Raw genomic sequence first — 24603 nt, 5'->3', positions numbered from 1 at the left:
TAGCACTTATCGGACATTCATTTTGGTAAGTCAAAGTCTACTGATTAAATCGCCACGCCGAAAGGTTGCAGATAGCTGCTGTAAGGAAATCTCTTGTTCGCCATAAAGATCTTGCAGCGCACGTTGAATATCCTGTACTGAGGCATCGAAATAGGCTTCGCTATTTTGTTCAATCAGATGCTGTGCCGATTGAAAATTCTGATGGCTAATGTCTTTCATCTGAATATTCAAATCAGCAAGAAGCTTGCGTCCCATCTGCATGGCAATAAAGCATGAAGCATAGCGAACAACATCTGGATCGGCAGGATTTGGTCTTTTGCGACGATTTTCTGCAATTCTGTAAAGCTGAACGGCAATTACAACTTGCGATCCGCTCAATTGGTCGGTGAAGATTGCGTCATAAAGTTTTCCGAAATGCTCGCGCGAGAAGAATTTTGCTTGATGAGGCTTTTCTCGCCAAACAGATAGTATGGCTTCAGCAGCTACTCCTGAAGTAATATCTATCGGACGGGTACTAGAATCAGAACGCTTCCGGCGGTAATTGAATCCTAATTGCTGAATATCTATTTCCAGTCTTTGCTGGAGTTCGTCATTAGCGCGTAAATCTTTAAGATCTACTGGATTTTGACTATTAGTAGCATAAGTGATTCTTTGAACTAAACTTTCGTTTTCATGAGGTAATTGATAAAGTCGAAGCAGAACATAAGCTTGGGCATTTTCATGAAGCAAATTGTTGTCACGCAAAGTTTTGAATATGGTCAGACAGGTTTGGCCTCCATTGATAATTTGTAAATTTTCGACACGCACCTGATAATTACCATCTTGCAAAGCGTTGTACGAAAAGTTTTCACAAGTTAGGGTTATCCCATTATTGTAAAAGTAGAAATTGTTCTTCTCATCGCTGGTTAAAGTGTTTCTAATAGCCTCATTGACGCGATTACCTTGCAAGCCTAAGTAACGACGAATATTCCGCTCTAATAATCGTTCACCATGTCGTTCAATTAGTGCTGCGATTTCGGTGACGGAAATTCTGCCAACTAATACTCGGCTAAATTCCATATCTTCAACGATCGCCTTGCCACTTAGTTGCAAAGAATCTTTTACGGGTTTGGAAGCTTGCAGAATTTTGACCAAGCGTTCGTGATTAATATGCTCCCACGTAACTTGACTGCCGAAGCCAGTGCGTTCAATAGCTTCCTGTGCAGACGCATTCCAATTTAGGCCATTGTTACAGGCTAATGCCCGAACCTGTGGGATGTAACCATCCCGAATCAAACTACGAGCTTCTTCGACTTTTGCGAGCAGTCGTTGATTAATATGTTCTAGTCTAGCTGCTGGATTAAATAAGTATTGAATTGCGTTGATTAAACTTTCAATGCCTTCTTGGGGAAAGTTAGAATCTCCTGCTAGCTTGTTTTTGTATTTTGCTTGAAACAAGCTAACTGTAAATTCACCATCATACTCTTCGGAAATGTGCATGGCATCTACGCCAAAGTCACCAGATCCTTCGGTCAGGCACTCGAAAGCGTCGTCATCTTCTAAATCCAAGATGGTTCTAACACATAGGTATACAAATGCGAGGGACTTGATTTTACCTTCATCTTGGATGTGCAATTCTTCGGCGGACTTTTGACGAATATCGTTAACGACTGATGCTAATCGTTGGTCAATGATAGATGCATTAATGTCCATGTACTTATTTACTTAGTATGTTCTCAAGAATTCGCTTCATTCAGTCTAGGCGGGAATATGGTCGGCTTGATTATGAGATAGTTGAGAATTTTTAATTCTTTTGCTGAAGCCAGTTAGTTAAATCGACGATATTCGTAAAACCCTTCAAGTCTAGATTGCACAGCCTCTGCATATTCTTGCAGGGCTACTGGGTGAAATTCATATTTCATTGCTGTGCAAGTTGCCGTATTTGGGCTAAGGCAATATCTCCGGGAATGGTTTGAACTGCGCCGCTATCAATTTCGGCAATGCGTTCTTGAGCTTTCTGCACGCCTTCTAATAAAATATCTCGATCGATTTGTCTTTCCATACTCTCCACAATTTTGTCAATGAGGATAGCTTTGGCTGCATCTGGTAATGCAGTGGCTTCTGAAATTAGTTGGTCTAGGGTTAGCATTGGCTCGTTTGGCTATAAGGGGCTAGTCTGATTTTAACATTCTGTATTTAACGGGTCATTTTGGTAGCTCGTAGGCGCAAGCCGGGGCGCAGCCATCGCACTTCTCCTCATTTACCTCCTTTAGGTTTGGCGGACATTTTTGGCAGTGCTGGCTGACTGGTCATTTTTGTGTACAATTCAAACAGTTTTTCGAGGCGTTCGGTGTCGTTTTTGAAGCGGCGACCGATGTAGATTCGTTCCAGGATTTCGTCATTACGATCGTGCGCTTCCCTAACCAGAGGAAATTCGGTATCCATACGATCGCGATCGTACATATCGGCGATCGTGGCGGGGAAATAGTGCTCTCGCGCTAGCAGGATGTCTTCGGCGCAGCGGGTGAGGTCGGCTTTGTTTTGATCGGTGAGGGTGGGGACGGGGAAGGTGTTCCAGCCGAGGGTGTTGGTATAAGAGAAGTCTGTCCGCATTGTGGTGCAAACAGTCTTAATCCACACCCAATGCAATCTTGAAACTATGATGGAGATATAGAAAATTTCAGCATCATATAATGCAAAATTTTGACTTGTAATAACTGATGGCGCTTTAAGTAAGCCTATTGGAAGATAATCTCTGTTTTCAGAAGTTATTCTTGGAAGAACAATGGTGTATTGCTTTGATTCATTCATCTCTCGCATTTGGTGAGAACGCTTGGCCATGTCATTGGCACTTTTATCGCGACTTGATAGCCGCATTTGACGAACTCCCTCAATGCGTTTCCGTATTAATTCTATGGACATTGCCTCTTCTAAGTGCTGGTCTTCAATCCACAAACAGTAGCGTTGCAGACCTTTTATAAATTCAGCGGAACCGTATATAGTTCGGATAAATTTTCCGTTTTGATTTTTGGACAAGCCCAGTTCTTCCAAATCAGCCGACGAAAGTAGCAAGTTTCCTCCATCGTAAGGCATATTGCCGCGAATCATTTGAGGTAAGCCACAATCAGACTTCGATGCTTTTTCAACAATAATGTTTGTGCTTGCAATTAAATAAGCATTTATGTTGTCTGTCTTCTTCTCGATAGTCTTACTATTTTCACCAATTGAAAAGAGTCGTTTTGGGCTTCCCGCGTGATTTGAGATGCCGACAATCACAACAGTTACGCCAGCATTGTGACTGGCAAGATTCGCCCATTTAAATGATGTATGGGCAAAGACGATCTCGTGCCCTGTTTCAAAAATCAGCGACCAGAGAATCGGCACCTGCTGCCCCTGGCAAATAGAATTGGTAGACACAAAAGCGGCAGCAGAATTGGTCTGTATTCCGTAATCTGCTGCCTTCATAAACCAACCCGCCACATAATCGAGGGATTTCCAACTCTTAGTGCGGTCACCAAAAATGTCTCCTAGTTCGGCTTTCTGCTCATCGGTTTGCCACTTAGACCCAAGATATGGCGGATTCCCACAGATATAGGTTTCCCCTCCCTCATTCTCAAAATCAATCTCCGCCACTTCCCGCGTCTCGCCAAACAAATCCAAATCCTCCCGCTGCACCTTCACCCCCGTCCCCGTCGGCGGACAAAGACTCAACCAATCCAACCGCAACGCATTCCCACAGGTAATCCAGTTATCATCCTTCAGCGGCAAAAACTCCGCCAGTGCCAGCTTCGGCCCTCGATACAACACATCACATTGATACTCCGCAATAATCAACGCCAACCGCGCAATCTCACAGGAAAAGTGACGCAATTCAATTCCCCGAAAATTCGTCAGCGGAATCTCAGACTTGCGATCGGGCTCACCCCGAAGACGATTAATCTCCCACTCAATCTCGCGCATTTTCTTATACGCAATCACCAGAAAATTCCCCGATCCACAAGCCGGATCGAAAACCCGAATTCGCGCCATCCGTTGCCGCAAATTCAGCAACTTACGGGCGTTATCCCCCGCTGCCTCCAATTGCTCCCGCAAATCATCCAAAAACAGCGGATTCAACACCTTGAGGATATTCGGCACACTCGTATAGTGCATCCCCAACGCACCCCGCTCCTCATCATCCGCCACCGCCTGAATCATCGACCCGAAAATATCGGGATTAATCTTTGTCCAGTCCAGATTGCCAACATGAAGCAGGTACGATCGGGCAATCTTGCTAAAACGCGGCACCGCCACCCCACCCGAAAACAGCCCTCCATTCACATAGGGGAATCTATCTGCCCAATTCCGAATCTTCGCCGCCTCCCGATCCTTAAGCGGCGTACACATCGCCCGAAACATCTCCGACAGCACCTCGTGCGTATTCGACGAATCACTCGCACTCATTTGTTCGATGGTGGCAGTGAAGAGGGCATTGCTGTGAAAGATATTCGTATCCTCCGCAAAAAAACAGAAGATTAGTCGCGCCATGAAGTGATTTAACGCTTCCCGGCGATCGGCCTTGTCCCACTCCGGGTTCTCCTTCAGCAGCTCGACATACAGGCGGTTGAGGCGCCCCGTAGCCTTGATATCAAAGGCATTCTCCCGGATCTGCTTGACTGTCGTAATGCCCGCCAATGGCAGGAAAAAACCAAAATGGTTGTGAAAATCGGGGTAGTCGCAGGCGACTATCTCCCCATCAACGAGGTTTTCCGCCTCAAAACTTTTGCCATCGGTGGCCAGGATAAACTTAACCTTATACCGAGCCGTCGCCGCACTATCCCGCAACGCCGTGAGGGTGTTTGTCACCTCGCCTTCCGGGCAAACCTTCACATGAATATTGTTACGCTGGAGTACGCCACCGAGATCCGATTGGTTGGAGCCACCGCTTTTGCTTTTGAGCCGCTTGAGAGTCGTCGGCTTGTTACCAAAGGCTTCGAGGAAGGCAAAGGGGAACTCTTCCGAGTCAAAGGGCGCTTCAGCGAGCCTGGAAACTGCTTCTTCGATTTCGACTGCATTCATACTTCGACCATAGGTAGCTCAGGGGCGGTAGCTCAGAGGTTCCATTATCGCCTCTTAACGCAATTTTGGATTTTACCTTGATTTTCGATTATGGGGGTTGCGATCGCAGCGTTTTGGGGTGGAGGGCGATCGCCTACATCTTTCTTACTCCCCATCAGCATTTCCCTTCATCGAAGGTTAGGTGCTTTAGTGAGAATTAACTAACGGCTACAGCCTCCCCCAAAGGATGCTGCTGCAAAACCGCTTGCAAATACTTCCCAGTATAAGAACGAGGATTTGCCGCCACCTCCTCCGGCGTCCCCGCCACAATAATTTCGCCGCCCTTATCTCCCCCTTCGGGCCCCAAATCGATCGCCCAATCGCAGCACCGAATCACATCCAAATTATGTTCGATTACCAAAATTGAATTACCCTTATCCACCAATCTTTGCAGCACATTTAACAAATGGTGAACATCATAAAACGACAAACCAGTCGTCGGTTCATCGATTAAATAAAGCGTCTTCCCAGTAGCGCGGCGCGACAGTTCCGTTGCCAATTTTACCCGCTGCGCTTCGCCCCCAGAAAGCGTCGGCGCCGGCTGTCCCAACTGAATGTAACCCAAACCCACATCAACCAAAGTTTGCAGTCTGACGCCAGCCCTGGGAATATTTTTAAACATCTCCAAAGCTTCCTCCACGGTCATGTTCAAAACATCAGAAATCGACTTGCCTTTGTACTTAACTTGCAGCGTTTCTCGGTTGTACCGTGCACCCTTGCAAACCTCACACTGCACGTAAACATCCGGCAGAAAATTCATCGAAATCACGTTCACCCCTTGGCCGCCGCAAGCTTCGCACCTTCCCCCTTTCACGTTAAAAGAAAACTGCCCCGCTTTGTAACCTCTTGTCTTCGCTTCAATGCTTTCGGCAAACAAATCCCGAATCACATCAAAGACTCCCGTGTAAGTAGCGGGATTAGAACGCGGAGTACGACCGATGGGAGATTGGTCAATTACAATTACCTTATCCACCACATCCTCTAGAGAGCGTTCCCCTTTAGTTTTGAGGGCGTCCATATCGGGTGGTAAAGGCACTTTTTTTGTGATATAATGTTGCAGCGACGGGTACAGCAATTCATTGATTAAAGTTGATTTTCCAGAACCGGAAACCCCCGTCACGCAGACGAGTTTTCCGAGGGGAATTTCGACATCGATATTTTTTAAATTGTTGCGCGTCGCATTTATGATTGAGAGAGCTTTGCCGTTGCCTTTTCTTCTTTCATTAGGGGTTTCAATTACTCGCTTTCCCGACAAATAAGCCCCGGTCAAAGATTCTTCTGCCGCCAGCAAATTTTCTAAACTTCCTTGCGAGATAATTTTGCCGCCGTGCACGCCAGCGCCGGGCCCGATATCGACAATGTGGTCGGCCGCTCGCATGGTTTCTTCATCGTGTTCTACGACAATCAAAGTATTGCCTAAATCACGCAATTTTGTTAAGGTTTGCAGCAGGCGAAAATTGTCTCTTTGGTGCAGTCCGATGCTGGGTTCGTCCAAAACGTAGAGCACTCCCGTCAAACCAGAACCGATTTGAGTCGCCAGCCGAATTCGCTGGGCTTCTCCGCCAGAAAGCGTCATTGCGGCGCGATCTAAAGTCAGGTAATCTAACCCGACATCGAGCAAAAATTGCAGCCTTGCTTTGATTTCTCTCAGGGCTAAATCGGATATTTGGAATTGCCGATCGCTCAATCCCAAATTATTTACTCGTTCGCGACATTCGCGAATCGAAATACTGGTTAAATCTACAATTCCGTACTGTCCCAACCGCACCGAAAGCGCCTCGGGTTTCAAGCGTTTGCCGTGACAAACCTCGCAAGAGCGATCGACCCGATACTGTTCCAATTTCTGCTTAATCAAATCAGAACCAGTATCGTCGTACTGGCGCTGCAACATGGAAATTACGCCATTAAAATCTCTCCTAAAATCAGTGCTGCCCTCGCGCTTTTTACCTTCTCCGCTGCGCTTGGACTCATTGCCGTACAAAATTACCCGCTGGTGTTCGGGCTTTAATCGATACCAAGGAGTGTCGATATCAAACCCGCAAGTATCAGCAATACTGCAAAGCAAAGAGAGATAATAGGAATTGTCTTTGTCTGACCAAGGCGCGATCGCACAATAAAGAGGCGCTTTCTCGTCGGGAACTACCAACTCCGGCGCAAAAGTCCGCAAACTCCCCAAACCGTGGCAGTTTTGGCACGCGCCGTAGGGCGAATTAAACGAAAATAACCGGGGGGAAAGTTCCTCCATTACTGCGCCGTGTTCGGGACAAGCAAAGTTTTCGGAAAATACGATCGGCCCCTGTGGTTCGGAATTTTCATCACTTGGTAACTCTTCAATTATCGCAATCCCCTCAGAATGGCGCAAACAAGTTGCCAGAGAATCAACTAAACGTTCTTCTAAACCGGGTTTTTTAATTAACCGATCGACAACTATCTCGATATTGTGCGTATGATTTTTATCTAATTCGATATTTTCCGAAAGTTCTAAAATTTCTCCGTTAACTTTGACGCGGATAAATCCTTCCGCAGCTAAACTCGACAATAATTTGCGGTGAGTGCCTTTTTTTCCGCGCACAACTGGTGCCAGAAGGTGAAAGCGAGTGCCGTCGGGAAGTGCCATGACTCGATCGCACATTTCATCAATTGTCTGCGGCGCAATGCAGCGATCGCAAATCGGACAGTGTGGTTCGCCAGCTCTGCCGTAGAGTAATCTGAGATAATCATAAATTTCTGTAACAGTGCCAACAGTCGATCGCGGGTTATGAGAAGTTGACTTTTGGTCGATCGAAATAGCCGGACTCAACCCCTCGATCGCGTCCACATCCGGTTTGTCCAACTGTCCCAAAAACTGGCGCGCGTAGGCGCTGAGAGACTCGACGTAGCGGCGCTGTCCCTCGGCAAAAATTGTATCGAAAGCCAGGGAAGACTTACCAGAACCCGAAACGCCAGTAAAAACGATCAGGCGATCGCGCGGCAGTTCCAGATCGATATTTTTCAGGTTGTGCTGTCTCGCACCGCGAACCCGAATCGTATTTTGGTTGTGAGAGTGAGCATTCGTCACATTATGCCCGTTGCGGGATGCACTTGGCTGGCTGTTTGAGGTTTCGGCGCGTTGGGACATGAGAGTAGTGCAAAACAGTGCTTAACCATCTTAGCGCTGCCGATCGAATAGCTGGCATCCAAACTCAAGAATATCAAAGAATTGTCAAATAAGTTTCCGTCGGCCCGTCGGGCAAAACCTTCAATCTTTGATTTTTCAAATCCACTTCAATTCCCAGCGCTTCCATCGGAATCACCCCTAAAAGTGGAGTTTTCCCCTCTGGCAATTCCAAACACTCAAAAGTCCCTTCGCGGCCGCACAGAGAAATCTTGGCATCTTGAAAAATCCTCGCCTCACTAATACCCGTGGCTGTTTCCACAACCACTTGCTTGAGGATTTTCAAACCCAATCTGGCGATGACATCTTTAGGCAAACACAAAGTTGTCGCGCCCGTATCCACCAAAACATTTTCTAGAGTAACAGACCTCACTTGCTCGATGGGAATCAGATTATCTTCTGCTTTCCCTTCATCCAGCCGATTCGTAATTACTAGGGTTGTGATAACTTTTCCCATTAGGGTTTCCGTAGTTGTTTCCATTACGTTCAAATTATCATAAATTGCTGCTTTAATTATAGCGCACATATTTCCACAGATTGTAAGGCGATGCACTCCCCATTCTGCACCGCCCACTGACGAATAGATCGGGCTAAGTCATCAATTTATTGCACACCAATAAATTTGTGAGTTTGCAAAGATAGCCTGTAACTAGGATTTTGTTTCAGCAATTCCAAGATAATTGGAATCGATAAATTTTTGGAGTTCCATTCTGGTTGCAAGAAAATCGGAATATTCACATTACTTGCCAAATGCTTGTGATAAAACTCAACTTCTTCGCCCGTGCTAATCACTAACTTAATTTCATTTGCTCTAGTCCAGAAAAGCTCTTGCACCGGATATTGAGGATTGACGTGTTCTTTAGGAGAAAGAGTAATCCAAGCCTGCGGGGAAACATCCTGCCAGTAAGCACCCGAAGTTTCAATACTCACCTGCTTGTCAGCTTCTAACAAAGCTTCAACTAACTCAGGCAAATCCCGGTGTATAAAAGGTTCGCCACCAGTAATGACTACCCTCGGAGACTGCAATTGAGCGAGCAATTGTGCGATCGACTGCGGCACAGACGGCAAACCTTTGCCCCCATTTTCGTACCCTGTGTCACACCAAGGACACCGCACAGGGCAACCGGCCAATCTGATAAAATCAACTAAAGTCCCCGTCCAGTAACCTTCGCCTTGAACAGTACACTGAAAAGTTTCGTGAATTGGTAATTTTAGTTGTAAATTAGACACCCGAAGTTACGCCTCAAATCAATTAATTACGTTGTTTAGATATAATATTCTTAAATTGTTATTTCTTCGCGGTTTGCAGCAAATAAAAACAGTTCTGAACGCATAAACGGGGTTTATGAAAAAAAATATCCGTTTTATCTCAGAAGCTTCACTCAGAAATCGGGTTTCTTCATAGCTTTTGTATAAATCCTTAGAAATCCACCACAAACCGCAAATAACTCTTTAATTATGCTGTTCAGGTTCCATCAGAGTAGCCCAGCGACGTTTCAGGGCCAAAGTCAGCCCGTCAGCAATGGGGACAACACTGAGAGTAACTCTGGGATCGTTACGCAATTTGTCGTTGAAACTACGAATGGCGAGGGTGCTTTCGTCTTGTACTTGAGGATCGGCAACTCGTCCAGACCACAGAACATTGTCAATTACAATTAAACCGCCATTTCGTACAAGTTGCAGCGATCGCTCAAAATAAGCCTCATAATTTTCTTTATCGGCGTCGATGAAGGCAAAATCAAAGGTTCCAGCTTGTCCCTCGGCTATTAGTTTGTCGAGAGTATTTATTGCTGGGCCCAACTGCAAAGAAATCTTATTAGCCACGCCCGCAGCTTCCCAATAGCGTCGTGCGATCGCAGTATATTCCTCGCTGACATCGCAGGCAATAATTTGACCGTTAGGAGGCAGTGCTAAAGCTACGCACAGCGCACTATAACCAGTAAAAACGCCAATTTCTAAGGTTTTGGTCGCTCCCATAAGCTGCACCATGAGCTCCATAAACTGACCTTGTTCGGGAGCAATCTGCATCATCCCCATAGGATGTTTAGCCGTTTCTTCCCGTAGTGAAGCGAGAATATCTGGCTCCCGCAGAGAAATAGATAACAGATAATCGTAAAGTTGATGTTCTAGGCCAAGAGTTGAGTTCGCCATTGGTTTGTCCTTGCTGCTCACTTTTGATTTTAGATTGTAGACGCGCTGTTAATGGAAATCGGAGAATGTAGAGTTAATTTAGGCATCTATTTTGCTGTGGCTGAGGGCAGGTTGCAGTATCAGTGTCTCGGTTACACAGAGGCAACTTGCAAAACGCGCGCTCTACTTCCAAATCAGTTTATCAGGAAATTGGGTTTAAAACCCCGTCACTTCGGCTACGCTCAGTACATCGCCTTCTAGGGCGGCTTTAATTTCTTAAATCCATTCCTAAAAATCAGGAATTGCTGGTATTGGTAGTATACTAAAATCGTCAAGGTTAAACTCCTTTACCATCGTGAAACAGTTAAGACACACTTTTAGGTATAAACCGGGGGACGCAGAGCGGCGAAAACTCTTAAAACAGCTAAAGGATCAACGCATCCTTAAACCAGTAACAACAAACAATTTCTTGATTTGTTAAGTAGGGTAGGGCATACCCAAACTCGCTTGCTTGTATCCTAGTACGCTTTTGGAGATAGACCCTCTGGGGTAACAGTGAATTAGACTCGTCAATTTGTACTATTGTACGGTTGAAAGGTTTAAGGACTGCCGCAAGGACATGGTGCTTAAAGGTCAGTCGATGAATTAAGAATCCCCACGCCTTTAGGCTGGGGAGTGTCAACTCAGCCACAGGTGATTTAGCAGATCTGAAAAATAAAAGTTGAGAGAGGGGATGGTTTCCAGATTGCTGCGTTCCTCCCCATGCGTAACGCCGTGAGTGATACCACTTCTCAAAAAAATGCCACTGTAGACAAGCTGCACACCCAAACATAATCAGTTATTCCTAATCTCAAATCTTAAATAGAAATCCTAAATCAATTGCAAACACATTGGGCTTCCCCAATTCTGATGAAGTTGGTATTAATTAAGATAAATTTTTGTGACTCATTTAGAATTGCTAAATTTCAACTTTCTAATGGTATGAGTTGGGGAGACGGTGACTTCATCCCGCTCACTAATCGCCAATGATTCATTATTTAGAACTTATGCACTCCTCACAAACCAACCGTTTCATTTAACTATTATTGATGGGTTAAAGCCCGTGTATTTTTCTTAAAAAAACCCGGCGTTTGGAAACCCTTGTGTCTCAGAGTATTACTAATCACTAATAAACTGGGTTCAATAGGACGATTTCTTAACTGTCACAGCTTATTCCTCCACACCTAAACAACATACCCACAATCAAAACAACATTCCACGATTGAGGTAGAGCAAGCCTTTGTGGGAAAAAACAGGTTTATCGCAACCCTTGGTCTGCACTTTTACTCATAACTAATGAACCGGGATTAATAGGACGCTCACTTAACTGTCACAGTTTATTACTCCAGACCTAAAGCAGCTACCCACAATCAAAACAACATTCCACCAAGGCATCGCTATGTATTACACTTTCGCAGGTTTTGGTGCCGCCACAGGCATATTTTTGCTGCTAGTTTTTGCCATTCTGCAATGGCTGCACGTGTCCGCCGGCAGTTTTATTGATTGGGTAATTGCCATTGCTATTTTTGAATGGCTGTTGCTGATAGTTACAGTTCCCTGGAATATCCATTTTGAAGCTAAAGAAGTTTTAGCGCAAGCCGCAGAATCGACTAAAAAAAACATTGCTGTCGATCGGGAACAAGTCAAATACGTTACTGTATTAGTTAGCCGATCGCTCTTGGCGGCGATCGCACTTCACCTGTTTAGCGCGATCGCACTTTACGGCCTAGCCGCCGCCGGAATTAGTGCTATTGGCTATCTCAGTTCCGCTGCAGCACTGCTGTTAACTGTACTGCGTCCAGCTATCCGAGGTTATCAGTATTTAGCCCAGCGGCTGACAAGTATCCGCCGCGAATTTTTGCACCCCCGTGAAGATATTGTCGAACTCCGCAGCCGCTTTGCAAAGTTAGAATCGACAGTTAAAGATTTGAGCAATCAATTAAGTTCAGACAATCCGAATTCGTGGGTGGCTGTCCAAAATCGGGAACGGGAAGCTATCCGAAGAGAATTAACTACTGTATCCGCATCTCTACAATCTTTGCAAGCGACAAATCAGGCAGAACACACTCACCTGAGAAGAGATGCAGAAAGTGCGATCGCCCAACTCACCGATGACGGACAATTTCTCAACCACGTCCGCGAAATCATCCGCTTCTTTAAAGAATCGTAAAGTCTGTTGATAGTTGATAGTTGACAGTTGACAGTTGTCTGTTGACTGTTGTCTGTTGACTGTTGTCATTAGTTACCAATGCCCGATGCCCGATGCCCAATTCCCAATTTACTATCTTTAGATAGATGCCCAATAGCCGCAAATAGTGAAACTTTTAAGAAAAACAGAATTTTATCAGTCTTCAGGAAGACGCAATAAAGGTATTTTCCCTAACAGCAATTTTTCGCAAACTATAACCAAAGATAGTTTGTGAATGAGCTAGCTTTGGATTAATATTTAAACATAAGCCAAAGACCTTTTTGAAAAGATAACTCAGGAATAAATCATGACTAATCGCCAACCAATACCCCCCAAAAAAGAAGTTAGCAAATCAACACCGGCCGACGAACAAATCGAAGCCAATATGGAAGCCCCCCACTACGACAGGGGCATTACTCCTGCGGAGACAGCAGCGCGGCAAGAACGCGAAGGCGCTAACTTCATGCACCATACCACCGAAGGGAAGCAGAAAAGTGCAAAAACTGATGACCAAACCGATGACGAAAGCATTCACACTACAGATGGTTATACAGTAGACCAAGAAGGTCTAGTTAACAATTACGCGATCGAACCGGAAATGTACATCAACGAACCGGGCGATTTGAGAGCAAAAGAAGAAGCCGAAGCCGCAGAACGCGCTCGAATTCTCGCAGAAATCAAAGATAAAAAAGGCGAAGAAGGAAAACTGACAATGGATGCAGACACCCGCGGCAAAGGGCCGGGCATTATCTAGATTGTGTGGTTGGTAGTTGCGTTTCAGCGCGCGAGGTTGCAACTACTGCAAAGCACAGGGGCGGGTTTTTATAGTTCCGGCAATTATCGATTGATATTTCCGGTAAAACCTGCCCCTATTTTGTTTTACACATCTGTTTTTTGAGTTGAGAGTTTACATCGTACATCTTGCACCAATATCAATAATCCTTTTTTGGGCGGGCAGGACGCCCACCCCACAAGAAAACTCATTTTTTGTGGAACAGGCATCTTGCCTGTTCTTGAGAATGGTGCAAGATGCGAGTTACATCGTACACCTCTCAATTACCGTATCAATCGGTCAGTTTTCACACCCAGCTCAAAAACGCCTTAAAATTCCTCAAGCTTTAACATTTTCCCTCAGCCAATTAAACTTAGCCTCAGCTAGCGCCAAATTTTCCAGGACGTTAGGATTGATATCCTCTCGTTCAAATTCTGGTTGATCTAATTCAATATTGCGACCGTATTCTATATGTCTGATCGTACCGCGCATCCTATCTGCCAGACACAGTGAAATTCCATAATAAAAGCGGGAAGCAAAGCCCATATCGTTTTGAAGTTTGATTACTAACTGCCGCCTAGGAATTGCCAGCAAGTGAGTTTCTTCGATCGCCTTTACCGTTGCTAAAGGAGGGCGAGCGTCAATGAAAGAGACTTCTCCCACCAGTTCTCCGCTGGCTATTTTAGCGAGTTCTCTAGTCCGCTCAGCCTCGATTAAAACGCTCAAACTCCCCTTCAAAACAATGTAGAGCGCATCTATCTGTCTCCCTTCATGGATCAAAATCCCCCCCGGATCTAGAACTTCCTTTTTGCCTTTTTGGACGATCCAGTTGATATCGTCATTATTTAACTGGCTCAAAATAAAAAGTGCTTTTTTTCTGCTGCTGTCGGCCATAAGTTTTAGCTCTCGATCGCTTCTTCTTTATATAAAATTTAGATGGGCGCGATCGCAACTTCTTCCGAAGCAGTCCTCGCTCAATAAAGTTTTTTTTATCCTGCCTAACTTCTTCGCAAAACCCATATCGGGCAGGCTTTGCCAATAGCAGATGAATCATGCTTCAGCATGATCTCTCAATACTAGCATTTGTTAAACAATCTTTTTTAACTCGATCGACCTCCCCAACATCCGGCGAAATTCCCGTCTCAAAAGGAAGTGGGTTCACCCGCCCAGCTTTGGTGCGGGATGGGGCGCGGCAAACAATGCTCCGCGCCCAGTCTTGCTCACTAAATCGATCGCAAATCAGGATAGCCGGCCAACATATCGTCAGCAGTCAGAGTGTCCCCGTTGGCTTGAGGAGTCCACAGCACCTCAACCGCCAGCAACTGCTCGCTCGATACTCCCCCAATCTGACGCAAAGCTTGGCGCAAATCTTCAGAGTTTTTCACTGCTGGCAATTGCAATTTGCCTTGAGTACCGACAATCACCGTCACCACAATAAATTCCCCAGGATCTGAATTCAAATCAGAAGCAACCAGCGCCCCATTTTCCTGCAAACCTGGCAGGATATTGCTGCTCCCTGCTTGCCGGAGCTGATTGTTATAATTCGAGAGCGTTTCTTCAGTAAATTTACTGCGTTCTGCCAAAGAAAGTTGATTAAACTTAGCTTCGGCTGCTTCCAAGCGAGTTTGCACAGATTCAGCGCCCGCGTAAACCCAGTATTCAGGATGCCGCAGCAGCGCCAGAGTAGATTCTTGCAGCACTTGAGCGCGACCGGCTGCTGTATCGGTATCCGCTTTTTGCGCTAGGGCGTCGAGTTCGGCTTGCAAACCGCGGGCCTCTGCTAGCAAACCAACTTGCAAGCGGGCGACAGATACGGTGGTAGTGGGGGCGCTGTTGCCCAGTTCGTCAGTTCCGCCCCCGGCGCGGCGGAAGCTTTGGACGAGGAAATTAGCGATCGAAATAAAAATCAAAATCGAGAACAGGCCGCCAAACCCACCCCCAAAGCCAAAAAACGGCAGCAAGAACGGGAAACCAAAGCCGCCTCCAAAGCCGCCACCTGGGTAGTAGCCCCCTCCCGACGGTGCGTAAGTGCGACTAGGAGACGAGTAACTGCGCGCCGGAGCTCTAAAAGATCCGCCCCCGATGCGTCCTCCGCTGCGGGCCGCCAGAGCTCCATCAGCGTTACCGAGGGCTAGCGTCAGTACCAGACCGATCGCAAATAGTGATTTCAAAAGGGGTTTCATCTTTGAAATTAGTTGCTTGTACATAAGACCGTTACTATTCGATACATTTATAATTTACAGTCTATCCTCGCGAATGGGCAGCCTGGTTATAGGTGTGAAGCCAGCGAGATATCCGTACCAACCCATCCAACCACAGTTAGGCCTGAGTCTGCCAACGAGAAAACCTAGAAAGGACTGGCATTCCTGACCACGAACAATGGACATCGCGGGTTTTACAGAAGTTTACTTATGTAAAGGGCGATCGGCCAACAATAAGCTCTAGACTTTTAAAGAAGCGCCACGAGTCCTAGAAAACAGGGCTTTATCTACCGTAAAAAAAACATTATGTTTCCAACTCACCGCCCCCGCCGCCTCCGCAACCATCCCCAACTCCGCCGGATGGTGCGCGAAAATATCTTGACAACCAGCGATTTAATTTACCCCCTATTTGCCGTACCGGGGGAAGCTTTTGCTAAAGAAGTCACATCGATGCCCGGAGTTTTCCAGCTATCGGTAGACAAAATAGTAGAAGAAGCAAAAGAAGTCTACGACCTCGGCATTCCGGCTATTATTTTATTCGGCATTCCCGCAGACAAAGATACCGACGCGACAGGTGCTTGGCACGACTGCGGCATCGTCCAAAAAGCGACGGAAGCAGTTAAAAAAGCCGTACCAGATTTAATCGTCATGGTCGATACTTGTCTGTGCGAATATACCACTCACGGTCACTGTGGCTATTTGGAAGTCGGAGATTTAAGCGGCCGCGTATTGAACGATCCCACACTAGAATTGCTGAAGAAAACCGCTGTTGCTCAAGCTAAAGCCGGTGCAGATATTATCGCCCCTTCGGGAATGATGGACGGTTTTGTCGGAGCAATTCGCGAAGGATTGGACTCCGCTGGATTTGAAGATATTCCCATCATGTCTTACGCGGCAAAATACGCCTCAGCTTATTATGGCCCATTCCGAGATGCAGCAGAGTCTGCCCCGCAATTTGGCGATCGACGCACCTATCAAATGGACCCCGGAAACGGCCGCGAAGCTCTGAAAGAAATTGCTCTCGACATTGCCGAAGGCGCAGATATGCTCATGGTTAAACCCGCTTTAGCTTATATGGACATCATCTGGCGCGTGAAGGAAGCAACTAACCTGCCAGTTGCTGCTTACAACGTTTCTGGGGAATATGCGATGGTGAAAGCCGCCGCCCTCAACGGTTGGATAGATGAAGAAAGAGTAGTGATGGAAACTTTGACAGGATTCAAGCGTGCTGGTTGTGATTTGATTTTGACTTATCACGCCAAAGACGCCGCCCGCTGGCTGCAAAACTGATTCATTTGATTTGAGATTAGAGATTAAAGAATTGACTCCACAGCACAATCTTCGGGTGTTCTTGTGGAGTCAACACCTCTCTCGATAGATGATTTTTGAGCAATTAGGCAAGACACAAGCTATCGCTTACCTATAAACGACGCCTCGAAACCGGGTTTTTACCGTTTCAGTGGGCTGTAACTGAGATATTGCACCATTCTCAAGAACAGGCAAGATGCCTGTTCCACAAAGAGTGAATTTTCTTGTGGAACAGGCATCTTGCCTGTTCATAAAAAGCTTATTGACAATGGTACAACATTTCTGTTGTAACGAAGTATTGCTATGAAAAAACCAGGTTTCTCTGTAGACAAACTCCCAACCCCTAAAAAATCAGTCATTCCCATCTAAAATCTCTAATCTCAAATATCAAATGGTATAAGTTCTAAGTTGGGAATTTTGAGTCAAAGACTTTTTTTCAAAATTTACCCCAAAAAGTATTAATGATCACCGAAATTAGTTAGAAAATATGTATGAATAAAAATAGTTTTGTAAATGGGGAATTCAACCATTGATCGTTCCCAAGCAAAATTAACTTTCACTCGTGTAAAACAGTAAAAGTAACACAGTTGAGATACAACTTCAAGGCAGATTGAGCATGACATCAACGACTAGGGATTCCAGTCACATTCAATTTTGTATAGGTCGCGATCGCGCCGACATCGTACAGATCCAAGAACTATTTAAAGCCGCCGCCTTTTGGGCGAGGGAACGCAAGATAGAAGATTGGGAAATTGCGATCGCCAACAGCGAACCAGTTGTTACAGTGTGGGACGGCTCACGGGCGATCGGCTTTGCCAGAGCCACCTCAGATGGCATCTATCGAGCTACCATCTGGGATGTCGCCATTCACCCGGATTACCAAGGTGCAGGACTCGGCCGCAAATTAGTGCAAACCGTCTTGAGTCACCCTCGGATGTGCCGCGTAGAGCGAGTTTACCTGATGACAACTTACAAGCAAAGCTTCTACGAGCGCATCGGTTTTCAGCAAAACGCTAGCACCACCATGGTACTAGAAAATCAGCTTCTAGAAGAGAATCTCGAATTAGAAATTAGCAACGGCGAATTGCTAACTGCTAATTGTTAAATAATCACCCGATTGGCATCAAAATCTATAATATGTAGGGTGCTCTTCGGCGCACCTTACTCCCTATAAATAATTTCCTTGTTTCATATTCCCTCTTCCCTCTTCCCCACCTCGGTTAAATCTGTTAAATCCTTTGCCCTCTTCCCCACCTCCGTTACATTTCATATGTTGCACCATTCTCAATTAGCCTTTTAGGCACAGGCTGGACGGCCTGTTCCACAATAAAATTCATCTCTTGTGGAACAGGCCGTCCAGCCTGTTACTTACAATGGTGCCTGTTCCACAATAAAATTCATCTCTTGTGGAACAGGCCGTCCAGCCTGTTGCTTACAATGGTGCCTGTTCCACAATAAAATTCATCTCTGGTGGAACAGGCCGTCCAGCCTGTTGCTTACAATGGTGCAATATCTCCGTTACATCCCGTACATTGCTCGCGATCGAACTTCCTTCATCAGAAAGTTGCCAAAGGAATAGAACACTGAGTCCGGTTAAAATTGCACTCTTCGGACTCAGAAGGCACAGCCAGAACCTCCAACTTTCCGCTCATCAAACTTAAAAGAGTCTGATTCATCAATAACCTCATTCCAGAAGACACCTGAGAATTATCGCTGCTCTTGGTAATATCACACTCCAAATTGTGCTTCAGCAAATCCCAAGACTCGCTCCAAGCACTCACTGAACGCTGATCGTCCACCCAAATGTGAACGCATCCAGATTCCGGCGAAGCATGGGCAGAAACAGAAATACTCCCCTCCTCCATCTGAGCAACAGCAGTATCTACCAAATTGACTAAAACTTGCCTAAACCTCGGCAAATCTGCCAATACATAAATCCCCGGATCTGGCGGCAATATCTCCAAACGAATGCCGCGATTAGCAGCTTGCAAGTAAGTTAAATCATCAACCTCGTCAAAAACCTTAGCTAACTGAATCGGCTCAATATCCATCCTTTCAGTGCCGTGTTCAGTTTTAGCAACAGAGATAATTTCATCTATTAATTTCACCAGCTTGAGTGCCGCGGCGTGAGCTTGCTCGACAAACTCTCGTTCCTCAGCAGGATCGTCGCACAAATCTGAGAGAATTAATTGCAGCGTACCAATCATAGTGCTCAGGGGCGATCGCAACTCGTGAGAAGTCCGAGCCAAAAAACCCGCCTTAAATTGGCTCATCTCCGATGCCATCTGATAAGCCAATTGAGTTTGCTTAAGTTGCTCGGAAAGGGCATCAAACTTCTCTAAGTGAATTTCTTGAGGAGGTGGGGCCACTTTGGGCGCCGGTTCGGGCTGTTGCGAGCTTTTTTGCCGCAGGCGCCAAATCAAACTGCTTCCCAAACCCAGCCCCAGTCCCATACCTAAATATATAAAGTTGCTCCAGCCGATCGGCGCCATATTGCTTTGCCTTGGAGTTTAGCTTTTAGCATTCTAACTCGATCGCGCCTTGTCGCAATATTTCCCACTCGCTGCCCGTCCATTTAGCCACAGTCGAAGGCAAACTCGAAGCTGTTGTCGCTGTTGCTAATTCAGAAGGAACTAATGTCAAGACTTCGGGAAACTGAGCCTCAATTTCTGCCACCGACTCCAGAGGCGGCTGGCCGGATAAATTAGCACTGGTAGTAGCCAAAGGGCCTGTCTGCTCTAGAATCTTTAGGGCAAGGGGAAGGTTAGGCACTCGTATTCCGATTGTAGTCGGGTCGATGGGATTCATCGCCGCCGGGACTTTTGGCGAAGCCGGCAGTACCAAAGTTAACGCCCCCGGCCAATAGGATTCGGCCACTTGCTGCCACAATTTTAACTCTGCTGGACTTCCCTGCACGTAGGGCCACAAAGCCCTCGCCGATGCTGCCATCAAAATTAGCGGTTTGTCTTGACTGCGGCGTTTAGCTGCAAAAATCAACTCCGAGCGATCGGGACGCGCAGCCAAAGCGGGTACAGTATCTGTAGGAAAACTGACGATATGATTACCAGAAATTGCCCCTTGAACTAGGGAGTCGATCGAAACTTGAGTCATTCGATTGTAGATTTTAGATTTTAGATTGAGGAATTGCGTCGGCGTTTTATTTAAATAATTCTAGCTGCTTTTCCCGATATTGTTGTGCAGCAATTTTTTGAAATTTGACAATTGCTCTGCACCGCTGAATGCACGCTTGGGTATAATAAAATTATAGTCTGAGACAGGATACAGAGACGGCATCGGGTAAATTACTAATAAATTTCTGGCTTCAATAAAAAATTTAAAAGATTCCCATTTAAAAGTCCCTCTCCTTAGATGTAAAGTTTTATGACAACTTATAACACTTCTGACAATAGTCCGGACAGTTTTTATATGGCCCAATGGCTTATACTCTAAGACTTTGAGCCACTGTGGATAATTAAATCAATGTCAGCTCCACCCCTGACTTACATTTAATTCGACTTTTTTATAATCCTTGCCCTGTAAAGCTTGTAGTAGCGTTCCAAAAACTGTCCGGAGTATTGTTCTGAGAAACTGTACATTATAATAAGCATAAAAAAGTTATCCTTGGTAAAAAATTAGCTCTATCATAAAATTAACGGAAAGAGAGAAAATATGGACCCAATTACTACAGCATTTGTGACGGCTCTGGCTATTCCTATGGCTAAAGATGTGATCAAAGATGGTTACGAAGCTCTCAAAAAGGCATTAAAAAACAAATTTGGTGATGAAAGTGATGTAGTAAATGCAGTTGAGCAATTAGAGAAAAAACCCGACTCCGAAGGCCGTAAAGCTATTCTACAAGAAGAAATTGAAAATGCCAAGATTTACAACGATCCTCAGATGGTTAAATTAGCTGAAGAATTATTGAAACAGATAGAACCTGAAGAGTCCGCAGCAGCAAGTAAGTTTAAAACAGAGTTTCAGGGTGAGGTCAAGGGTGCTCAGATCGGTGACGGGAACACACAAGCAAATACATTTAGCTAAAATAGAATTAACAGCCACTAGAGGGTTTAATGGAGCCGGACACACCTAAATACAATCCCACGTTTGCAGAGGAAGTAAAAGGTCTTGTAGTTGGTGAAAAAAATACTATCTACAACTACTTTTACTACAGTCAAGAGGCGAAAATTACACCTCCTGATTCGGCTAAGGATTCTGATGAAAATCTCCCCTGTCCCTATCGCGGCTTATTTCACTTTGGTCCCGATGATGCCGAGTTTTTCTTTGGTCGTGAAGTCTTTGTAACAGAACTCCTTCAGGCAACTCAAAACCGTAACTTTATTCCCGTTTTAGGTGCATCGGGAAGTGGTAAATCTTCTGTAGTTTTGGCAGGACTTGTACCCCAGCTACAACAAAAAGGTCATTGGAAATTTACTCATTTTCGTCCGGGAAATGACCCTTTTCATGCTTTAGCTTTAGCGCTGGTTCCCCTTTATACACAAGAACTTGATGCCACAGATCGCATTGCCCAAGCTCGCAAGTTAGCTGATTACTTTCGAGGTGGTACACTTCCTCTGGCTGATGTTTTTGCCCAGATTCAACAAAATCATCCTAATGATCGCGTTTTACTAATTGCGGATCAATTTGAGGAGCTATACACTCTCTGTAGTGATGATACAGTTCGCCGCAGTTTCCTCGATATTTTATTAGCTAGTTTTCCTGCTACTAATTCCCAGTTATCTAGTGCGGTATTGGTGGCAACAATGCGGGCGGATTTTTTGGGAAATGCTCTTTCCTATCGTCCTTTTGCCGATTTATTGCAAAATGCGGATATTAAACTAGGAGCAATGAACCGTGAGGAACTTTCACAGGTGATTGAAAAACCTGCTGATAAATTAGAGGTAAAATTTGCCGATGGATTAGTGAAACGCATTCTTGATAGTGTCGAAAATGAACCGGGAAATTTACCATTATTAGAGTTTGCTTTAACGGAGTTGTGGAAGCGGCGTAAGGGAAAAGAGTTAAGTCATACTGCTTATGAGGAAATTGGCGAGGTGCAAGGTGCTTTAACGACTTATGCTAATACTCAATATCAACTATTGAATCCCTCTGAGCAAAAACAGGTACAACGGATTTTTGTGCAATTAGTGCGTCCTGGTGAGGGTGTCGAGGATACGCGGCGAATGGCATTGAAAGCAGAATTGGGCGAGCAAAGTTGGTTATTAGTCAAACAACTTGCTGATGCTCGGTTAGTGGTAACGAGTCAGAATTCTGCAAGTATTGAGACAGTCGAGGTTGTCCATGAAGCACTGATTAAAAATTGGAGTACACTGCGACAATGGATGTCAGCAGACCGCGATTTTCGCTCTTGGCAAGAGCGTTTACGGGCGGCTATTCAACAATGGCAAGAGGCGCAACAAGATGAGGGGGCGTCGTTACGGGGTGTGCCACTGGTAGTAGCGGAAAGTTGGTTACAAAAGCGCTCAGAGGAACTGAGTTCAGGGGAGCGAGAGTTTATTCAGAAGAGTGTAATACTGCGCGATCGCGAAAAACAAGAACAAGAACGCCAGAAACAAGAACAAGAACGCCTCAGACAGCGGATCATTTTAGGGTTAAGTGCTGGCTTAATCGGTGCTTTAAGTCTAGCAGGGTTCGCCGGCTGGCAATGGCGACAAGCAGAAATCACGAAGAGCGATGTCATGGCTCGTTCTGCGGATATACTTTTGAGCCAAGGGAAAGAGTTGGATGCGTTGATAGAAAGTTTACGGGCAAGAGTATTAGTCCAACGTCTCAAAGCTGAACCCTCAATAGAGTTGGTAGGTGCTTTGCAAAAAGCAGTTTCAGGGTTAAGAGAACGTAACCGCTTGGAAAAGCATAGCAATCGGGTTGTGAGTGTCAGTTTTAGTCGCGATGGCAAAACCTTGGCTTCTGGGAGTGCTGACAATACCATCAAACTCTGGGATGTCACCACTGGCAAGGAAATCCGCACTCTCCAGGGTCATAGCAATTCGGTTGTGAGTAACAGTTTCAGCCCCGATAGCAAAATTTTGGCTTCTGGCAGTGATGACAACACCATTAAACTCTGGGATGTCACCACTGGCAAGGAAATCCGCACCCTCAAGGGGCATAGCAAAGGGGTTTTGAGTGTCAGTTTCAGCCCTGATGGCAAAACCTTAGCTTCTGGCAGTGGGGACAAAACCATCAAACTCTGGGATGTCACCACTGGTAAGGAAATTCGCACTCTCAAGGGGCATAGTGATACGGTTGTAAGTGTCAGTTTTAGTCGCGATGGCAAAACCTTGGCTTCTGGCAGTTGGGACAAAACTCTCAAACTTTGGAATGTCACCACTGGCAAGGAAATCCGCACTCTCCAGGGGCATAGCAGTTCGGTTAGGAGTGTCAGTTTCAGCCCCGATGGCAAAACATTGGCTTCTGGCAGTGAGGACAACATCATCAAACTCTGGGATGTTACTACCGGCAAAGAAATTCACACCCTCAAAGGGCATAGCAATCGGGTGGTGAGTGTCAGTTTCAGCCCCGATAGCAAAACCTTGGCTTCTGGCAGTGGTGACAACACCATCAAACTCTGGGATGTCACCACTGGTAAGGAAATCCGCACTCTCAAGGCGCATAGTGTTCAGGTTCGGAGTATCAGTTTCAGCCCTGATGGCAAAACCTTGGCTTCTGGCAGTTATGACAACACCATCAAACTCTGGGATGTTACTATCGGCAGGGAAAGCCGCACCCTCAAGGGGCATAGTAATGAGATCAGGAGTGTCAGTTTCAGCCCCGATGGTAAAACATTAGCTTCTGGCAGTGGTGACAACCCCATCAAACTCTGGGATGTCACCACCGACAAGGAAATCCACACTCTCAAGGGGCATAGCAAAGGGGTTTTGAGTGTCAGTTTCAGTCGCGATGGCAAAACATTGGCTTCTGGCAGTGGTGACAACACCATCAAACTCTGGGATGTCACCACTGGTAAGGAAATCCGCACCCTCAAGGGGCATAGTGTTCAGGTTCGGAGTATCAGTTTCAGCCCTGATGGCACAACCTTGGCTTCTGGCAGTTGGGACAAAACTCTCAAACTCTGGGATGTCACCACTGGTAAGGAAATCCGCACCCTCAAGGGGCATAGCAAAGGGGTTTCGAGTGTCAGTTTCAGCCCCGATGGCAAAACATTGGCTTCTGGCAGTGAGGACAACATCATCAAACTCTGGGATGTTACCACCGGCCAAGAAATTCACACCTTCAAAGGGCATAGCAATTGGGTGGTGAGTGTCAGTTTCAGCCCCGATGGCAAAACATTGGCTTCTGGCAGTGGTGACAACACCATCAAACTCTGGGATGTCACCACCGGCAAGGAAATCCACACTCTCAAGGGGCATAGCAATGCGGTTTGGAGTGTCAGTTTCATCCGTGATGGCAAAACCTTGGCTTCTGGCAGTGATGATAAGACCATCAAACTCTGGGATGTTACCACCGCCAAGGAAATCCGCACCCTCAAGGGGCATAGCAATACGGTTTGGAGTGTCAGTTTCGGCCCCGATGGTAAAACCTTGGCTTCTGGCAGTGATGACAAGACAGTGATTTTGTGGGATGTTAATTTTGACGATTTACTGGTGCGCGGTTGCGATAAGGTGCGGGTTTATTTGCAGAACCCCAGCGCAAATATCAGCGAAAGTGACAGACATCTATGTGATGGTATTGGTACTGGGAAAAGTCAGAAATGATGCTT

At 45.8% G+C, this 24603-nt stretch carries 18 protein-coding genes; 6 read left to right on the top strand and 12 right to left on the bottom strand.

The genetic code is table 11. The annotated features are described in order from the left end of the window. Positions 1 to 30 precede the first annotated feature (30 nt). From QUB20_RS00940 to QUB20_RS00910, 7 genes are all read right to left on the bottom strand, one after another. Positions 31 to 1692, bottom strand: coding sequence for an AIPR family protein (locus QUB20_RS00940; protein WP_333107679.1), 1662 nt, complete (start codon positions 1690 to 1692; stop codon positions 31 to 33). 205 nt (positions 1693 to 1897) lie between these two features. Beyond that, the gene (locus QUB20_RS00935; protein ID WP_333053276.1) at positions 1898 to 2128 is read right to left on the bottom strand and encodes an addiction module protein; all 231 of its coding nucleotides are present in this window, start codon (positions 2126 to 2128) and stop codon (positions 1898 to 1900) included. A 107-nt stretch (positions 2129 to 2235) separates the two neighbouring features. Next, entirely contained in the window at positions 2236 to 5037 is a 2802-nt protein-coding gene (locus QUB20_RS00930) for a DNA methyltransferase (RefSeq protein WP_333242345.1), read from the bottom strand. A gap of 196 nt (positions 5038 to 5233) precedes the next feature. Further along, entirely contained in the window at positions 5234 to 8194 is a 2961-nt protein-coding gene (gene uvrA, locus QUB20_RS00925) for an excinuclease ABC subunit UvrA (protein ID WP_333242343.1), read from the bottom strand. Positions 8195 to 8267: 73 nt separating this feature from the next. Further along, positions 8268 to 8711, bottom strand: a complete 444-nt coding sequence (locus QUB20_RS00920) for a retroviral-like aspartic protease family protein (RefSeq protein WP_333178579.1) — start codon at positions 8709 to 8711, stop codon at positions 8268 to 8270. A gap of 122 nt (positions 8712 to 8833) precedes the next feature. Beyond that, positions 8834 to 9460 (bottom strand): 7-carboxy-7-deazaguanine synthase QueE, encoded by a 627-nt coding sequence (locus tag QUB20_RS00915; RefSeq protein ID WP_333242341.1) that lies wholly within the window; start codon positions 9458 to 9460, stop codon positions 8834 to 8836. 222 nt (positions 9461 to 9682) lie between these two features. Beyond that, positions 9683 to 10381, bottom strand: coding sequence for a class I SAM-dependent methyltransferase (locus QUB20_RS00910; protein WP_333242338.1), 699 nt, complete (start codon positions 10379 to 10381; stop codon positions 9683 to 9685). Between the two features lie 1417 nt (positions 10382 to 11798). On the opposite strand from QUB20_RS00910, the gene QUB20_RS00905 reads away from it, so the two are divergent. Both QUB20_RS00905 and QUB20_RS00900 read left to right on the top strand, forming a co-directional pair. Next, positions 11799 to 12569 carry a hypothetical protein gene (locus QUB20_RS00905; RefSeq protein ID WP_333242335.1) on the top strand — a complete coding sequence of 257 codons (771 nt, stop codon included), beginning with the start codon at positions 11799 to 11801 and terminating at the stop codon, positions 12567 to 12569. A 325-nt stretch (positions 12570 to 12894) separates the two neighbouring features. Further along, entirely contained in the window at positions 12895 to 13341 is a 447-nt protein-coding gene (locus tag QUB20_RS00900) for a hypothetical protein (protein ID WP_333242332.1), read from the top strand. A 125-nt stretch (positions 13342 to 13466) separates the two neighbouring features. Here QUB20_RS00900 and QUB20_RS00895 read toward each other — a convergent pair whose 3' ends face one another. The 3 genes from QUB20_RS00895 to QUB20_RS00885 form a co-directional block, all read right to left on the bottom strand. After that, positions 13467 to 13589, bottom strand: coding sequence for a hypothetical protein (locus QUB20_RS00895; RefSeq protein WP_333291088.1), 123 nt, complete (start codon positions 13587 to 13589; stop codon positions 13467 to 13469). A gap of 109 nt (positions 13590 to 13698) precedes the next feature. After that, on the bottom strand, positions 13699 to 14253 hold the full coding sequence (locus tag QUB20_RS00890) for a cyclic nucleotide-binding domain-containing protein (protein WP_333053285.1): 555 nt from the start codon (positions 14251 to 14253) through the stop codon (positions 13699 to 13701). Between the two features lie 329 nt (positions 14254 to 14582). Beyond that, a complete protein-coding gene (locus tag QUB20_RS00885) occupies positions 14583 to 15566 on the bottom strand; it encodes a DUF1517 domain-containing protein (RefSeq protein WP_333242329.1) in 984 nt (327 codons plus the stop codon). 300 nt (positions 15567 to 15866) lie between these two features. Here QUB20_RS00885 and hemB point away from each other — a divergent pair, with 300 nt between their 5' ends. Next, positions 15867 to 16850 carry a porphobilinogen synthase gene (hemB, locus tag QUB20_RS00880; protein WP_333053287.1) on the top strand — a complete coding sequence of 328 codons (984 nt, stop codon included), beginning with the start codon at positions 15867 to 15869 and terminating at the stop codon, positions 16848 to 16850. A gap of 634 nt (positions 16851 to 17484) precedes the next feature. Beyond that, positions 17485 to 17973, top strand: coding sequence for a GNAT family N-acetyltransferase (locus QUB20_RS00875; RefSeq protein ID WP_333053288.1), 489 nt, complete (start codon positions 17485 to 17487; stop codon positions 17971 to 17973). A gap of 451 nt (positions 17974 to 18424) precedes the next feature. Here the strand turns inward: QUB20_RS00875 and QUB20_RS00870 are convergent, their stop codons facing one another. Together QUB20_RS00870 and QUB20_RS00865 are read right to left on the bottom strand one after the other, a co-directional pair. Further along, on the bottom strand, positions 18425 to 19360 hold the full coding sequence (locus tag QUB20_RS00870; protein ID WP_333242326.1) for a HAMP domain-containing sensor histidine kinase: 936 nt from the start codon (positions 19358 to 19360) through the stop codon (positions 18425 to 18427). Positions 19361 to 19385: 25 nt separating this feature from the next. Continuing rightward, a complete protein-coding gene (locus tag QUB20_RS00865) occupies positions 19386 to 19979 on the bottom strand; it encodes an L-threonylcarbamoyladenylate synthase (RefSeq protein WP_333242324.1) in 594 nt (197 codons plus the stop codon). Between the two features lie 558 nt (positions 19980 to 20537). On the opposite strand from QUB20_RS00865, the gene QUB20_RS00860 reads away from it, so the two are divergent. Then, positions 20538 to 20909, top strand: coding sequence for a hypothetical protein (locus QUB20_RS00860; RefSeq protein ID WP_333242321.1), 372 nt, complete (start codon positions 20538 to 20540; stop codon positions 20907 to 20909). Positions 20910 to 20938: 29 nt separating this feature from the next. Continuing rightward, positions 20939 to 24598, top strand: coding sequence for a WD40 repeat domain-containing protein (locus QUB20_RS00855; RefSeq protein WP_333242318.1), 3660 nt, complete (start codon positions 20939 to 20941; stop codon positions 24596 to 24598). Positions 24599 to 24603: the final 5 nt, after the last annotated feature.

Source organism: Microcoleus sp. B4-C2, from assembly GCF_036705265.1.
GTDB lineage: Bacteria > Cyanobacteriota > Cyanobacteriia > Cyanobacteriales > Microcoleaceae > Microcoleus.
This window is presented reverse-complemented; position numbering and strand designations above follow the sequence as displayed.